This window comes from Amycolatopsis sp. NPDC051373 (assembly GCF_040689465.1).
In the GTDB taxonomy this organism is placed as follows: Bacteria; Actinomycetota; Actinomycetes; order Mycobacteriales; family Pseudonocardiaceae; genus Amycolatopsis.
Genome location: NZ_JBFBAE010000009.1, coordinates 258074 through 272494, shown reverse-complemented (window position 1 = coordinate 272494; position 14421 = coordinate 258074). Strand labels below are relative to the sequence as shown.

16 protein-coding genes and 2 pseudogenes are annotated in these 14421 nt (G+C 69.6%); 6 read left to right on the top strand and 12 right to left on the bottom strand.

Annotated elements, in window-relative coordinates:
- Positions 1-247: 247 nt before the first annotated feature.
- Entirely contained in the window at positions 248-1219 is a 972-nt protein-coding gene (locus AB0383_RS19120) for a hypothetical protein (protein ID WP_366188043.1), read from the top strand.
- On the opposite strand, the gene ligA is transcribed toward AB0383_RS19120, so the two are convergent.
- The 4 genes from ligA to AB0383_RS19100 form a co-directional block, all read right to left on the bottom strand.
- Complete coding sequence (ligA, locus tag AB0383_RS19115; protein WP_364179873.1) at positions 1216-3207, bottom strand: NAD-dependent DNA ligase LigA; 1992 nt, start codon at positions 3205-3207, stop codon at positions 1216-1218. The genes AB0383_RS19120 and ligA overlap by 4 nt on opposite strands.
- 98 nt (positions 3208-3305) lie before the next feature.
- Complete coding sequence (locus AB0383_RS19110) at positions 3306-3566, bottom strand: hypothetical protein (RefSeq protein ID WP_366188042.1); 261 nt, start codon at positions 3564-3566, stop codon at positions 3306-3308.
- 153 nt (positions 3567-3719) lie between these two features.
- Positions 3720-4289 carry a hypothetical protein gene (locus AB0383_RS19105; RefSeq protein ID WP_364179877.1) on the bottom strand — a complete coding sequence of 190 codons (570 nt, stop codon included), beginning with the start codon at positions 4287-4289 and terminating at the stop codon, positions 3720-3722.
- Entirely contained in the window at positions 4276-4767 is a 492-nt protein-coding gene (locus AB0383_RS19100; RefSeq protein WP_364179879.1) for a DUF4386 family protein, read from the bottom strand. Before AB0383_RS19100 ends, AB0383_RS19105 begins: the two co-directional genes overlap by 14 nt.
- Positions 4768-5098: 331 nt before the next feature.
- On the opposite strand from AB0383_RS19100, the gene AB0383_RS19095 reads away from it, so the two are divergent.
- Complete coding sequence (locus AB0383_RS19095) at positions 5099-5434, top strand: hypothetical protein (RefSeq protein ID WP_364179881.1); 336 nt, start codon at positions 5099-5101, stop codon at positions 5432-5434.
- 101 nt (positions 5435-5535) lie between these two features.
- A complete protein-coding gene (locus tag AB0383_RS19090; protein WP_366188041.1) occupies positions 5536-5943 on the top strand; it encodes a VOC family protein in 408 nt (135 codons plus the stop codon).
- Positions 5944-6081: 138 nt separating this feature from the next.
- On the opposite strand, the gene AB0383_RS19085 is transcribed toward AB0383_RS19090, so the two are convergent.
- Entirely contained in the window at positions 6082-6525 is a 444-nt protein-coding gene (locus AB0383_RS19085; RefSeq protein WP_366188040.1) for a nitroreductase/quinone reductase family protein, read from the bottom strand.
- A 127-nt stretch (positions 6526-6652) separates the two neighbouring features.
- Here AB0383_RS19085 and AB0383_RS19080 point away from each other — a divergent pair, with 127 nt between their 5' ends.
- Complete coding sequence (locus tag AB0383_RS19080) at positions 6653-7144, top strand: MarR family transcriptional regulator (RefSeq protein WP_366188039.1); 492 nt, start codon at positions 6653-6655, stop codon at positions 7142-7144.
- 179 nt (positions 7145-7323) lie between these two features.
- Here AB0383_RS19080 and AB0383_RS19075 read toward each other — a convergent pair whose 3' ends face one another.
- From AB0383_RS19075 to AB0383_RS19060, 4 genes and pseudogenes are all read right to left on the bottom strand, one after another.
- The gene (locus AB0383_RS19075; RefSeq protein ID WP_366188038.1) at positions 7324-8457 is read right to left on the bottom strand and encodes a permease; all 1134 of its coding nucleotides are present in this window, start codon (positions 8455-8457) and stop codon (positions 7324-7326) included.
- 78 nt (positions 8458-8535) lie between these two features.
- Positions 8536-9141: a dihydrofolate reductase family protein gene (locus AB0383_RS19070; protein WP_366188037.1), complete on the bottom strand. Its 606-nt coding sequence runs from the start codon at positions 9139-9141 to the stop codon at positions 8536-8538.
- A gap of 85 nt (positions 9142-9226) precedes the next feature.
- Complete coding sequence (locus tag AB0383_RS19065) at positions 9227-9829, bottom strand: alpha/beta hydrolase (protein ID WP_366188036.1); 603 nt, start codon at positions 9827-9829, stop codon at positions 9227-9229.
- A 170-nt stretch (positions 9830-9999) separates the two neighbouring features.
- Positions 10000-10212: pseudogene (locus tag AB0383_RS19060) on the bottom strand (response regulator); the annotation flags it as partial.
- A 178-nt stretch (positions 10213-10390) separates the two neighbouring features.
- On the opposite strand from AB0383_RS19060, the pseudogene AB0383_RS19055 reads away from it, so the two are divergent.
- Positions 10391-10765 (top strand): annotated as a pseudogene (locus tag AB0383_RS19055) (response regulator transcription factor); the annotation flags it as partial.
- Positions 10766-10952: 187 nt separating this feature from the next.
- Positions 10953-12368: a rifampin monooxygenase gene (rox, locus tag AB0383_RS19050; RefSeq protein ID WP_366188035.1), complete on the top strand. Its 1416-nt coding sequence runs from the start codon at positions 10953-10955 to the stop codon at positions 12366-12368.
- A 55-nt stretch (positions 12369-12423) separates the two neighbouring features.
- Here rox and AB0383_RS19045 read toward each other — a convergent pair whose 3' ends face one another.
- The 3 genes from AB0383_RS19045 to AB0383_RS19035 form a co-directional block, all read right to left on the bottom strand.
- Positions 12424-13143: a hypothetical protein gene (locus AB0383_RS19045; protein WP_364179899.1), complete on the bottom strand. Its 720-nt coding sequence runs from the start codon at positions 13141-13143 to the stop codon at positions 12424-12426.
- A 283-nt stretch (positions 13144-13426) separates the two neighbouring features.
- Positions 13427-13717, bottom strand: coding sequence for an SDR family oxidoreductase (locus AB0383_RS19040; RefSeq protein ID WP_364179901.1), 291 nt, complete (start codon positions 13715-13717; stop codon positions 13427-13429).
- A 382-nt stretch (positions 13718-14099) separates the two neighbouring features.
- Positions 14100-14228, bottom strand: a complete 129-nt coding sequence (locus tag AB0383_RS19035; protein WP_364179905.1) for a hypothetical protein — start codon at positions 14226-14228, stop codon at positions 14100-14102.
- Positions 14229-14421: the final 193 nt, after the last annotated feature.

Sequence of the window (14421 nt, the reverse complement as noted above, 5' to 3'; positions counted from 1 at the left end):
GAAGAGCCGCTCCGTCACTGTCGTCCACCATGCCCGGAAGCTAGCAGCTCAGGCGTCGGACAGCAGGCAACGTCCTCGACGGCCCTTCGGCCGGGACAGCGAGTCGCCCATTGAGTGTCCACAGTGGCCATTTTCGCGCCCGGTGAAGCGTGTCCGAAACGTTGCCGTCTCGTGCACCTCAGGCCGTAACGGCCGGCCTCGACCGCCGATGTTTTGCGGCGAGGTCAACGAGGTTGGGTGGTACAGAGTGGACGATCACGACATCGAGAACCATCCGGACCTGATGGACCCGGACTGGCGGCGGCACGCCGAGAAGGAGGCGTGGGTCGATCTGCGGCGCAACCGGAGACGGGGCAAGTGGCGCAAGTGGCTGGTGACCGCGGCGGTCGTGGTGGTCGCCGTGGTGGGGGCCGGGTTCGGGTTGTACTTGTGGGGGAAGTCGACGGCCGAGCAGAGCACCGATGCGGACGTCGGCGCGCCGGCGTCGGCCGTGGTGGCGACGACGGAGGCCGCGCCGACCGAGCTGCCGGAGGACGGGTACGTCGATCTGACGCGGCCGTTCGAGGACACGCCGGCGCAGAACTGGGCCGAGGGGATCGCGGGGCTGACCATCCCGGCGGCGACGAAGGTCGGCTCGTTCTCGGCGAAGCAGGTCGGGCAGGCCGAGGACCAGGTGAAGCAGGCGATCACCGTCGCGGGGCTCGACCCGGACACGTTGGATCGCCACAACCCGGCCAAGTACGTCGCGCTGATCGCGCCGGCGGAGAGGCCGGACATCCAGGCAGACCCGCAGGGTTACCTGATCTACCTCGCGGACGGTTATCACCTGCTGCCCGTCTCGCCGAGGATGACCGGGGCGATGACGGTGAAGCCGGGCCGGACCGGGGAGCTGCTGATCCACACGTCCTACGTCGTGGCCTACGCGTTCGACCCCGGCGACCGCCAGGTCGACGGCCCGGCCGACCAGGTGCCCTTCGTCCGCGTCGACGCCGACTACGCGGTGCGCAGCGGATCCCAGTGGCAGGCGTCGAGCCGCGGACTGACGGTGGACAAGACCAGCTCGTACTACGACAGCGTGGCGTGCACGAATGACGAGAAGCTCACGCCCGCGTTCAGCGACCGCGACTACGCCGCCACGTCCGTGTCCCCCGAGCCCGGCCGGTTCGACCCGAGCAAGCCGATGCCCACCCTGGACAACTGCCACAGCACCCCCGGCTAGACGACGCCGGCTTCGATCAGCTGTTGCCAGATCACGCCCTGGTCCACGACCTCGACACCGAGTTTCTCAGCCTTGTTGAGCTTGCCGGCCCCGACGTCGGCGCCGGTGATGAGGAAGTCGGTACTCGCCGAGACCGACGACGCGGTGGTCGCGCCGGCCTGTTCGCACAGCCGTTGGAAGGTCGGGCGGGGGACTTTCTCGCCCGACCGCGGGTCGCTGATGCCGCCGGTGATCACGACCGTCTTGTCGGCCAGCGGCGCGCCCGCAGCCACGACCGGTGGGAGGTCTTCCTCCAGGACGTCCAGCGAAACGCCGCGCTCGCGCAGCCGCTCGAGCTCGGGCCGCAGCCGCGTGAGGTGCTCGATCAGGGAAGCGGCGACCTTCGGCCCGATGTCTTCGACCGCCACGAGCCCTTCTTCACCGGCCTCGGCGACCGCCTCCAGCGAGCCGAAGCCCGCGCGGCACAGCCGGGCCGCGGTGCCTTCCGACGCCATCGGGATCGCGAGCCCGATCAACGCCCGCCGCAGACCGACCCGGCGGCTGGCGTCGATCGACTCGATCATGCGCGTGGCCGAGACCTCGCCGATGCGGTCGAACTCCAGGAGCCGTTCCTTGGTCAGCCGGTAGAAGTCGGAGGGGTGTTCCAGGATGCCCATCTCGGCCAGTCGTTCGATCCACACCCCGCCGATGGCGTCGATGTCCGCGGCCGCGCGCGAAGCCCAGTGGATCAACCGCCGCACGGTCTGGGCGGGGCAGGCGACGTTGGTGCAGAACAGTTCCCGGCTGTTGCCCTGCTCGGTCAGCGGCTGCTCGCACGACGGGCACCGGGTGGGCGGAACGATGTCCCGCTCCGCGCCCGTGCGCTTCGACGCGTCGAGCACGCCGGCGACGAACGGGATCACGTCGCCCGCGCGGCGCACCAGCACCGTGTCGCCGATCTTGATGCCGCGGGCGCGGATGACCTCCTGGTTGGCCAGGGTCGCGCGGGTGACGGTCGTGCCGCCCACGAACACCGGCTCGAGCCACGCGACCGGCGCGATCTTGCCCGTCTTGCCGACGTCCCAGACCACATCGGACAGCACCGTGGTCTTCTCCTCGGCGGCGAACTTGAACGCCAGCGCGCCCCGCGGTGAGCTGGAACGCGTGCCGGCGGCCGCGTACGCGTCCCGATCGGCCAGACGCAGGACGGCTCCATCGAGGTCGTAGTCGAGGTCGTTGCGCTGCTGCTCGATCTTGGTGATCACCGCCTGCGCGGCCTCGGCGTCGGCACAGCGGCGCATGTCGGCGGCGGTGAAACCGAGCGTCTGGAGGGCGCGGGCGAGGTCGGTGTCGGCACTGTCGGGGTCGGTGTCCAGGTCGAAGGCGAAGAACCGCAGGCGCCGCTCCGCGACCGTCGCCGGGTCCTTCGCACGCAGGGTGCCGGCGGCGGCGTTGCGTGGGTTGATCAGCGGTTTGTCGGGGTGGGCGGTGTTGTAGGCCGCGAACGTGGAGCGCAGCATCACCGCCTCCCCGCGTACCTCGACCCGGCCGGGAGCGTCGACTTTGTCGGGCACACCGTCGGTCAGGGCGCGGACGAGGACGGTCACGTCGTCGCCGGTCGTCCCGTCTCCACGGGTGACGGCGCGGGCCAGGCGGCCCTGCTCGTAGACGAGTGCCAGCGACAGTCCGTCCAGCTTCGGCATCACCACCACAGGCTGCCCGGGGAAGCGGTCGAAGAACGCCGCCACCTGCTCGGGCTTCGTCGCCTTCTCCAACGACAACATGGGCCGCGAATGCCGGATCGGCGCGTGCAACACCGCCGGCGCGCCCACCTGCTCCAGCGGGTTCGGGTCGGGCGCCAGCGCCGGGTTGGCCTCGATCAACCCCCGCAACTCGTCCTCGACCACGTCGTACTCCGCGTCCGCCACCACCGGCGAGCCCCGGTAGTACGCGTCGCGCAGCACCACGATCTGATCGGCGAGTTCCTGAATCCGCTTCCGAGCATCCACGGCTGAGGACGCTACCGGGGCACACCGACAGAAGTGGCGCTGTGGCTGGTCACGGGCAGGGTGATTTTTTCGCCGGCGAGGGGGCCGCCGCGGCCGCGTCAGTACCCGGCCAGGTCCTGCGCGATCGGACCCGAGGCGGGCACGCGAAACCACCACCATCCCCGCCCGGCGAGGTCGATGTGCGCGACCTTCGCCATCCGGTCGCCGGGGTCTTCGACGGTGAAGGACCGGAACAGGTCGTCGGCCGCCGTGACGCCCGGACGGACCCGATCAGCGAGCTCGGGCTCGAGGCCCGCGAGCGCGTCCTCCACGAAGTCGCGCATGAACAGTGCGGCGGCCAGGTCGTTTTCGGTCCACACAGTGTGGTCGGCAGGCGGCAGTGCGCAATCGCTGTCGAGCTCGTTCCAGGGACCGACTCGGCGATCGACAGCTTTATGGTGACAACGTGTTCTTGCGGCCCGAAACAATGCCGTGGCGGGATCCGTCCCGGCCGGTGAGTACATTGTGGACCCTCATCTCACCTTCTTCCGCGGCACCGGAACCGCCGGCCGGTACGGCAGAAGCCAGTGCAGCAGCAGCCCGGACAGAGCCGAGACCGTCACGGCCCCCGCCGAGCCGAAGATCGTGAACTGCTCGTCCACCTTGATGCCGGCCGATGTGGTGATCACCCAGCCCAGGCACCACAACACGGGCATCGCGACGGCCCAGGCCCAGCGCTGGCGCGCGGCGCGGGGCAGGGCGACCAGCTGCGCGGCGCCCAGCAGCACGCCGGTGAAGGCGCCCATGATCGCGAGGTCGGCCGGTGAAGTCCCGTAGTCGACAGCGGCCGCGCCGATGAACAGGCCCGCGCCCATGCCGACGGTGGTGGCGGGGATCCAGCGCAGCGGGTCGAGCCGACGGCGGCTGACGAGCGCCTGGCCGGTGCCGACGACCAGTCCGGTCACCGCGCCGCCGAAAAGCGCGGCCAAGGGGCTGTCCACCCGGCCGACGACGGCGCCGCCCGCCACGCCGCCGAGGGGGAAGGCGAGGAATCCGACCGTCCAGAGCACCCACGTCGCGAGGAACGAGTTACGCGGCATCATCGGCGTCTCCTTTGCTCAGCAGCACCGTCACCCCGAGCGCGGCGACCCACAGCGAGGCCACGCTGCCGAGCAGCCCTGCCAGGTCCCAGACCGGGAAGCCGGGCACGGCCGTGGCGAGGATGTCGCCTTGGTTCAGCAGGTAAAGCGCGCTGACGAACAGCCCGGACACCCCGATCCACCGCGGCAGCACGCCCGTGCGCAGCACGATCGCGCAGAGCACGACCGACCACACGATCACCAGCAGCTGCCCGAAGTGCTCCCCCGGCAACGGCCCGCCGAACTGGTGCTGCGCCGTCCACGCGGCGTTCACAGCGGTTTGGGTGGTGGCGTCGCCGGTGACATACGAGGCGGCGAGCGGCGCGACCACGAAGACCCACCGCAGGAACCCGATGAGCGACAGCACCACCGACGTCGCGCCCACGTACGTCGCCGCGCGCAGCAGCGGGTCGTTCCGGCGGCCGAGCGCGGCCGGGAGCAAGAGGATGGGGACCAGGAAGAGGCCGCCGGTCGTCTGTCCGAGGCGGGTGGTCGTCCCCGCGCACGCTGCGCGTACAAGAGGTGGTGAGTGCCATGCCGGCCCCCTCTGGGCACGATGTGGACGCTGCCGGATCACGGTACGTGGCAGAGTCCTCGGTCGAGGTCACTCGCGGAGACGGCCGACGCGCGCGAGAACAACCGTGTGGCACCTCGTGGCTGTGGCGGAATTGCAGGACCGAGGCGGCATCCGTGCGCGGGAGGTGGTGCGCGCTCGGTGCCGGTCACCGCCACAAAGCCGGAGTTTTCACGGCGGCCGCCGTAAGGTTTCGGTCGTGCGCGAAGACAACGTCCGGAGTGAGCCAGTCGCGAAGATCGTGATCACGGTTCTGGGCGGATTGCTCGTCGCGCTGGGATTCGCCGCCGCAGCCGGGCTTGTGTTCCTGATGGCATTGACGCGCAGCAATCGTGACTTCGCCGATTCCGGGGGAACGTTCACGATGTTCGGCCTCGCGGCAGCGTGGACGATCCTGGCCGGGACAGCGGCGATCTGGGCATCCCGCCGGGCGCGCACCCGGGCGATCTGGCTGGCGGGCCTCCCCTGTGTCGCGCTCGGAGCGGTGCCGCCCGCTGTCGTCGCGGTCGACGTGTTGTTCCTCATTCCTGGCTGACGTTCACGAACGAGGACCGCAGCTGTCCGCGATCGGTTCTAGCGTCGGCGAGGTCTGGAAGCAGTCGGCCAGGTCTGAAAGCAGCAGTGGGAAGGAACCCAGTGAACTTCGCGTCTCTACGGATCATCACCGGCAACGTCGGGCGGCTCGTCGCGTTCTATGAGCGGGTCAGCGGACACGCGGCGAGGTGGAGCACGCCCGATTTCGCCGAGGTGGGACTTCCGTCGTGCACGTTGGCGATCGGGAGTACGCGCACGGTCGGACTGTTCGGGGCCGGGTCGGCGGAGGCGGGTGTGAACCGGTCGGTGATCATCGAGTTCATCGTGGACGATGTGGACGCGCGGTACGCCGAGTTGAGTGAGTGGCTGGAGGAAGTGGTGACCCCGCCGACGACGATGCCGTGGGGAAATCGCGCCTTGTTGTTCCGCGATCCTGACGGGAATCTCGTCAACATTTTCACGCCGGTCAGCGAGGAGGCCGTCGCGAAGTTCGTTGCTGTGTCACGGTAGGCGCCCCTCACCTACCCAGCGAAGCCGGCGACGCAACCTTCATGGCCCGGCGGCTGTCATCGACGCGTGAGCGAGCCGGGCGGTCTGTCCTTTTCAGACAACCCACCCGGCTCGATCACCCCCGGCACTAAGGAAAGATCAGGCGGGTTCGACGCGGAACACCGCGATCCGGTCGGCCGCCTCGGCCACCGCGTCCGGTGAAGCAGCCCCGGCCAGCCCGGTGGTCACGAAGCGTTTGCCGACGCTCGCGGGACTTGTGGCGACCAGTTGACGCAGAAGGGGACGCCGGTCCTCCACCGGGACCTCGACCAGCCGCGCCGTCAGGGCTTTTCGGCCTCTCGTGAGCGTCACGGTGTCCGCGGTGCGCGCGTTGGCGACCCACGCCGCTTTCGGGAAGGCCTGGAAGATGTAGCGGCCGTCGCTGAGTTCGTTGACGGCGATGGGGAACGTGCGCGGCTGCCCGGTGCGCCGGCCCTTCACGGTGAGCAACTGCATCGGTCCGAACGCGATCCCCCCACGCTGCAGTCCGACGATGATCTTGTTGATGGCGTTGGTCATCCGGCGGTAGCTGTCTGTGCTCATGCCGCCGATCGTACTCCAAGCTCTACTGAAACGATATAATATCGAAAGCGTATATCACCGAGGCGCCGGAGCGGCTTCGGCCGCGATACCCTATGGATTCCATACGAACCACGAAGGGGACGGCGGCATGAGTCCAGCCCCCGACCGGGCCACGGCGCGGCGGCGACGGCAGCTGACGACGTCGGTCAAGGACGCCGTCCGCGACCTGAACATCCAGCTGTCGCTGCTCAACCGGCGCTTCGGCAGCCGCGTGGAGCTGCGTGACGTCGACTGGACCTGCCTTGACTTCATCAACCGCCACGGTCCGCTGTCGCCGACCGAGCTGGCGCGCCGCGCCGGGCTGCACCCCGCGACGCTGACCGGCATCCTGGACCGCTTGCAGAAGGGCGGCTGGATCGTGCGCGAGCGCGACCCCGAGTCGGCCGACCGTCGCGCCGTGAGGCTGCGCGGAGTACGCGAACGCAACGCCGAGCTGTTCCAGGTCTTCTCCGGCATGAACACCCGCATGGACGACCTCTGCGACCGCTACACCGACGCCGAGCTCGAAGTGATCGTCGACTTTCTCCGCCGGACGTCGACGGCCGGGGAGGATTCAGCGGAGGAACTGGCGCAAGGCTGACGCAGGCGATGCGGGAGGGCGCCGGCCAGGTCTGACCCCGCAAACGAAAGTGCCGGCGGAATCGCGTTCCGCCGGCACTCCCTCCTTGCGCGTGGTCTTCCGGTCCCCCAGGCACCGAGAGATCAGCTACCCGCGGGCCGGAAGATCGAAACGGCACCGTGTCCTGCGCCACACTCGGCTCAAGCCGGGGCGCCGCCCATCATCCGCAGCATCGAGCGGCCGCCGGTCCGGACGAAGCGGACGACGAGCAGGCCCGCGAGCAGCAGGAAGGCGATGTTCAGCCACGTCGTGTAGTTCCACGAGATGCCGTCCTGCGGGACAGTGGCCGTGCGCTGGGTGGGGGTGAGGCCGGTGACGCCGAAGAGGAGCTCGATGGCGTAGCCGGCCACGACCATGGCCGCGTAGAAGGTGCCGAGCAGGACCAGCGCCATGCGGAAGCCGTAGTACTTCCGGTAGATGTTGAGGATCGGGAGGATCAGCAGGTCGGCGAAGACGAATGACAGCACGCCGCCGAAGCTGATGCCGCCGTTCCAGAGGACGGCGGCCAGGGGAACGTTGCCGATCGAGCAGACGAACGACAGGATCGCTACCAGCGGGCCGACGAGCGGACCCCACAGCGCCGAGACGAACGGGTCGTCGACGAAGAAGAACGCGCGCCAGAAGGAGTCGGGGACCCAGGCGCCGATGGCACCGGCGATGAGCAGGCCGATGACCAGGTCGCGCAGGATCGCGGCCCACTCCATCACGAACACGTGTGCCACGGCGGTGAACCCCGCGCCGGAAGCCAAGCGGTGCAGCAACGATCCCTCACCCGCCACGGACATGTCCATCGCGGCGTGGCCTTCCATGGAGCCGGCTACGCCCTTGTCGGCTTGCGAACGCGCCGCGCGGATCAGCCGTTGCCGTACGAACAGCCGGAACAGTATGGCCACCAGCACGATCATGATCGGACCGCCGATGAACTCCGCGACGGTGAACTGCCAGCCCAGCAGCAACGCCATGATGACGCCGAGCTCCACCACCAGGTTCGTGGACCCGATCTCGAACGCCATCGCCGCGGTGAAACCCGCGCCCTTCCGAAACAGGGACCGCGCCAGCGCCACGGCCGCGTAGGAACACGACGACGAAGCCGCGCCCAGCAGCGAAGACACCGCCAGCGTGCGCGGCCGGTCGTCGCCCATCAGCCGCACGATCGTGGACTTGCGCACCACCGCCTGCACCACGGCGGACAGCACGAACCCGAGGATCAGCGCCCAGAGGATCTCCCAGGCCATCGACCCCGCCAACCCCAGCGCGTGCCCGATCGCTGCCACCTGACCTCCGGATACGGCGTGGGGGTATTCCGCCGGAGACTCTAACCCGCACGAAGGATCCGGGCCAGGCGAGTGACTTCAGCGGACGACCTCGTAGTGGAGGTGGGTCACGCCCGGAGCCGGAACGGCCTCGATCAACCGCAAGTTCACGTGCGCCGGGAGCTCGTGGAAAAACGGGCGGCCGCGGCCCAGGAGGATCGGCACCTGGTGGAGGACGACCTCGTCGACGAGTCCCGCGGCGAGGGCCGAGCTGGCGACTGCTCCGCCCATCACGCCGACGTCCTTGCTGCCGGCGATCTCCCGCGCGGCGGCGATGGCGTCCGCGATACCGGTGGTCACCAGCGTCTGCGCCTCGCTGATCTCGGGCACGTCGTGGTGGCTGACGACGACCAGGGGCGCCGTCGGGTGGGGGCTGCCGCCGCTGAAGTGGCTGGAGTGTTCGTAGGTCGTCCGGCCGGCGACGGCGGCGCCCAGGCGGGAGGCCAGCGCGTCGAAGAAGCGGGCGCTCGGTTCGCTCAGCCTGAAGCCGTCGAACGTGGTGCTCGGCGTGTCGCCGTCGGAGTACCAGTCGAAGAGCATGGCCGCGTCGCCGAGGCCGCGGCCGAACTCGGCCTGGTCTTCGGGCGTGTGGCCGCTGAGGTAACCGTCGACCGAGACGGCGTGGGCGGTGATGACCTTGCTCATGTCGGTCTCCTTTACTCCGGGGCGCCCATTCTGCCCAGGTCAAGGCCGGTGCCGCCACGAAAACGCCGTGGCGGCACCGGCGAAGCTACTCGGCCAGCCGCGCCAGCACCTTCGAGACAGCGTCAGCCGGCGAGGGAGTCACCTGGCGCGCCGAAGCCGCTTCCGCACCACAGAACTCGTCCGCTGCCGGGCGCGTGCCGTCCACCAGGAACCGGGTCACGGCGTTGTAGCCGCAGCCGTTGAGCGTCGGCAGCCAGACGCCGTGGCAGCCCTGGTCGACGGTGACCATGCGGGCTCGGTCGCCGAAGAGGCGGCGGGTCTCCAGCGCGCCGGACAGCGGTGTGCCCGGGTCGCGGGTGTTGTTGACCAGCAGCAGGTTCGACGGGCCCTGATCGCTGAAGCGCACCGGCTTCTCGAGCGGCGCCGTGGGCCAGGAGGCGCACGGCCAGACGTTCGCCACGGCGGCGCCGAACAGCGGGTGCTGGACGCGGTCCGTCGCGACGTTGCGCTGGTAGGTGTCGATCGAGCGCGGCCACGCGTTGTCGCCGCAGACCACCGAGATCATGGTGCTCTTCTGGCTCTGCAGGTCGGCCTCGCTGGGGGCGCCCGCGTCCGCCGCGCCGTCTACTGTGGACCGGGGTGCGCGCCCGGCCGAAGTGGCTTCGCCGGAGCTGCAGTGCGCGGCCATCGAAGTGCCGCTCGCGCTCGCCTGGGTGATTGTCGCGATCGCCCTGCCCAAGCGGCTGTTCCGCTGGGAGCCGCGCCGATGATCCGCCCACTGAACCGAGGGGAAGCCAACGTGCTGAGGAAATCCTTGATCCTGGCGGTGGTCGCCGGGGCGGTCTGGCCCGGCAACGTGCGGCGGATTTCGGCGACGGCGCCGAGACCGTCCACAGTGGGCATCTCGAGGTCGATCACGCGCACGTCGGGCCGGTGCTCCAGCGTCGCCTGCACGGCTCCCTCGCCGTCCTCCGCCTCGGCAAGCACGATGATCTCGCCTTCCAGCGGCAGCAACGCGGCGAGCGCCTTGCGCGGCAGGGCTTCGTCGTCGGCGAGGACCACGGTGGTCATCGGGCCTCCCGCAGCTTCACTTTCACCGGGTGCCCCTCCATCCGACGTCGAACAGCGCTTTCGCCCCAGCATGCCCCAGGCCCGGCGGTGCCACCAGTGACGCCACGTCATGTCCCGAGGGCCAGGAACGTCATGGTCAAGTGGTGACGCGGCCGCACTGCCGGCTGCGGGCGAACCCGTGATCCTGATGCTGACGCGCCACGCTCGGCCGGGCGTGCTGCGCAAGGCGCTGAAGCTCGGCGTGCAGGGGTTCGTGAGCAAATCGGCCGAGCCGGCGCACATCACGTCGGTGATCAAGACCCTGCACGAGGGGAAACGCTGGATCGACCCGGACGTGTCCGCGCTCGCCGTGGTGGACGACAACCCGCTGACCGATCGCGAGGTCGATGTGCTGCGCGCGACTCGTGAGGGGTTCTCCGTGGCCGACATCGCGGCGCAGCTGCACCTGGCCGAGGGGACCGTGCGCAACTACCTGTCGAACGCGATGCAGAAGACGCAGACCCGGACGCGGCACGAAGCCGCCCGGTACGCGCGTGAGCACGACTGGCTCTAGCGTCCGTCCACTGCGGACCTGAAAAAGCGGACACAAAGAAACGCAGGAAATACTCCTCCTGCCACTCCCAACGTATACCGCACCCCGGGGCTTGCGGCAAGACCCTGGTGACGGCGCACAATCGTCCACCGTGGCCGGAACCCGGGGTGTCCGGCCCGGAGTCGAAAGTAAAGCGGGGGAAGTTTTCGTGATCGATGTGCTCATCGCCGGTGGCGGGCCGACCGGCGTGATGCTGGCGTCCGAGCTGCGGTTGCAGGGCCTGGACGTGGTCGTGCTGGAGCGCGACGCCGGGCCGAGCAAGATCGTGCGCGGGCTGGGCCTGCACACGCGCAGCCTGGAGGTGCTGGACCAGCGCGGGCTGCTGGAGCGGTTCCTGGAGCTCGGTACGACCTACCCGATCGGGGGATTCGCGGGCATCGCCAAGCCGATCCCGCCGAACCTGGACACCGCGTTCCCGCACATCCTCGGCCTGCCGCAGACCGTCGTCGAGCGGCTGCTGAGGGAGCACGCGCTCGAGGTCGGCACCGACCTGAGGTACGGATGCGAGGTCGTCGGGCTGAGCCAGGACGACGAAGGCGTGACGGCGGAGCTGGCCGACGGCTCGCAGCTGCGTTCGCGCTACCTCGTCGGCTGCGACGGCGGCCGCAGCACCGTGCGCAAGCTGCTCGGGATCGCGTTCTCCGGCCACCCGTCGCGGCAGGAGTGGCTGCTCGGCGAGGTGGAGCTGACGGCGCCCGCCGACGAGGTGCTCGCCGTGATGACGGAGGTCCGCAAGACCCAGTTCGGGTTCGGGGCCGGCCCGCTGGAGACCGGGGGCTACCGGCTCGTCACGCCCGCCCTGGAGGTGGCCGAGGACCGCACGCGCCCACCGACGCTGGAGGAGCTTCGGGACGCCACGCGCGCGACCGCCGGAACCGATTTCGGCATGCACTCGCCGCAGTGGCTGTCGCGCTTCGGCGACGCCACGCGTCTGGCCGAGCGCTACCGGTCCGGCCGCGTGCTGCTGGCCGGCGACGCGGCGCACATCCACCCGCCGATGGGCGGGCAGGGGCTCAACCTCGGCATCCAGGACGCGTTCAACCTCGGCTGGAAGCTCGCGGCCGCGGTGCACGGCTGGGCACCGGACGACCTCCTGGACACCTACGAAACCGAGCGGCATCCGGTGGCCGCGTCCGTGCTCGACAACACGCGCGCGCAGGCCGAGCTGATGTCCCTGGAGCCGGGACCGCAGGCCGTGCGCCGGCTCGTGTCGGAGCTGATGGACTTCGAAGAGGTGCGGCGGTTCCTGATCGAGAAGGTCTCCGCGATCGGCATCCGCTACGACTTCGGCGACGGCCCCGACCTGCTCGGCCGGCGGCTGCGCAACGTGAACCTGAAGCGCGGCCCGCTCTACGCCCAGATGCACGCCGGGCGCGGGCTGCTGCTCGACCAGACCGGCGCGCTTTCCGTGGCGGGCTGGGCGGATCGCGTGGACCACGTCGTGGACGTCAGCGAGGAGCTGGACGCGCCCGCCGTGCTGCTGCGGCCGGACGGGCACGTGGTGTGGCTCGGTGATGACCAGCAGGGGCTGGCGACCCGGCTTTCGCGGTGGTTCGGCGCCTGATGCCGGGTTCGACGCGGCCGGCGGTCTCGTCGGGCCGCCGGCCGCGTCTGTGCGGTCAAGCCTCGCTGCCCCAGCCGCGCTGGAAGCCGTCCGAGGTGAGGCCCTCGCGTTCGCCCGGAGCGTGGAAGATCGGCAGGTAGCGCTGCGCTTCGAACTCGCCGAGTTCCTTGAGCGCGGCGACTCCGGGGGACGCGAGCCAGGCGTCAAGGTCCGCGGGTGAGTCCCAGTGCGTGAGCAGGAGGTAGCGCACGGGCGCGAGCTCGGGGAACTCCTGCAGCGGCCCGACGAGCTGGAACGGCTGCGCCTCGAACTCGCCGGCCACGGTTTCGAACGGCCGCACGCCGAACCCGGGCAGGCTTTCGGTCAGCTCCGACAGCACCTGCGCGGTTTCGGTTTCCGACAGCGGGGTCTGGCGCGCGAGGGCGATCTCGGAGAACACGCGGCCCCGGATCTCCTCGCCTTCCGCGGGAAGACGCCACTTGCGCAGGTACACCGACTTGAACCACGTCTTGTGGGCCTTGTTCTGCACCGCCGTGTGCGCGCGGTCGTGGTACCAGTCGTCCATCGCCGCCGGCGTCGACCACTTGCCGCAGAAGTACAGCCACGGCGAGTTGGCGATCGGCCCGCCGATCACCGCGCGGAACCCCGGCGACGCCGCCGCCACCGGGCCGAACTTGTCCTGTGCTGCCCAGAATTGATCGTCTACCCCGGGATTGAGCGTGAAGCACGCTTCCATCACGGTGAGCGTCTGTGGAATCGTCGTCGAAGCCGTCATGAGCCGTCCCTGTCGGTGTGGCCGCCGGAGCGAGGTGAAAGGTGGTGGTGTCGCTGACCGCGGCACGGAACTTCGTGCCACCCGGGCCTTCCTGGTGCCGGACACCATATGTCTACCTCGCGACGATCGTCAACGAAAAGCAATACAACTGGAGCCAACCGGGTGAACGCGTTGCCCACCAAGGTGTTCGAGTTTGAGAACACAACCGTGTGCAGTGATGTTGACCCGACTGTCGACCAAGGTTACCGTCCAACTCCGCAGCACACACGTGTGCACCGAAAGATCAAGCGTGCACGCCGCCGTCGAGGCGCAGGGTCGCGCCGGAGACGTAGCCGGCTTCGGGACCGGCGAGGTAGGCCACGGCGGCGGCGACGTCCTCCGGCGTGCCCACGCGGCCCACCGGCACGGACTTGGCGAACTCGACCGTGTCGAAGATGAGCAGGTCCGTGTCGATCGCGCCGAGCTGCACGGTGTTGACGGTGACACCACGCGGGCCGAACTCGCGGGTCCACGACCGCGCGTACGCCTCGATGGCCGCCTTTGGTGGCCGCGTAGTCGCCGAAGTGATCGTCATGGCTCCACCGTGGCAACCCCGGCGACGGACGAACCACACCCCGACGTGGGTACCCTCAGGGTTGCGTGGGCGGGGCTTTCCGCAACTGCCCGAGCACGGCCGGGTCCTGCAGTTCCAGCCACTGGATCACTTCGCTGTAGGGGGCGCAGACCGTTTCCGGCTTCGTGCAGACCTCGCCCATGAAGTCTGGTCGCCTCCGCGAACGCGCCGCAGGCCCGGTCGTTGAAGTGGTTGGCCACGACCAGCGGCGCGCGGTTCCTGGTGAACGCGGCCTGGTACGCGCCGCGGTAGGTCGCCACCGTGTCCGCGCGGAACTCGGCGGTGCGCGTGGCGTCGTCGCGGGCGTGGTTGTACTGGAACCACAGGTTGTAGTCCACCATGATCACTTTTTGTTCAGGGCGGGTACTTTCACGTACGGCATCCAGAACTCCCAGATACCGTCGAGCTGTTCGGGCCAGCGCACGCCCTCGAACGACTGGCTGGAGTCGTAGCGCAGCCCGGCTTCACGCATCGCGGGCAGGGCCTGTTTCCAGTCGCCTCCGAGACACGGCGTGCGGCCGCCGCGGATCGCGGCCGGGTCGACGTTCAGGCCGCGTCGGGCTCGCGCTTGGTCGACGAACTGGAAGAACTGCGCCAGCTCGGCGCTCCACGCGGCCTTCGTCCAGTGCCCGACGCTGGGTTCGGCGCCGTGCAGAAATGACCGT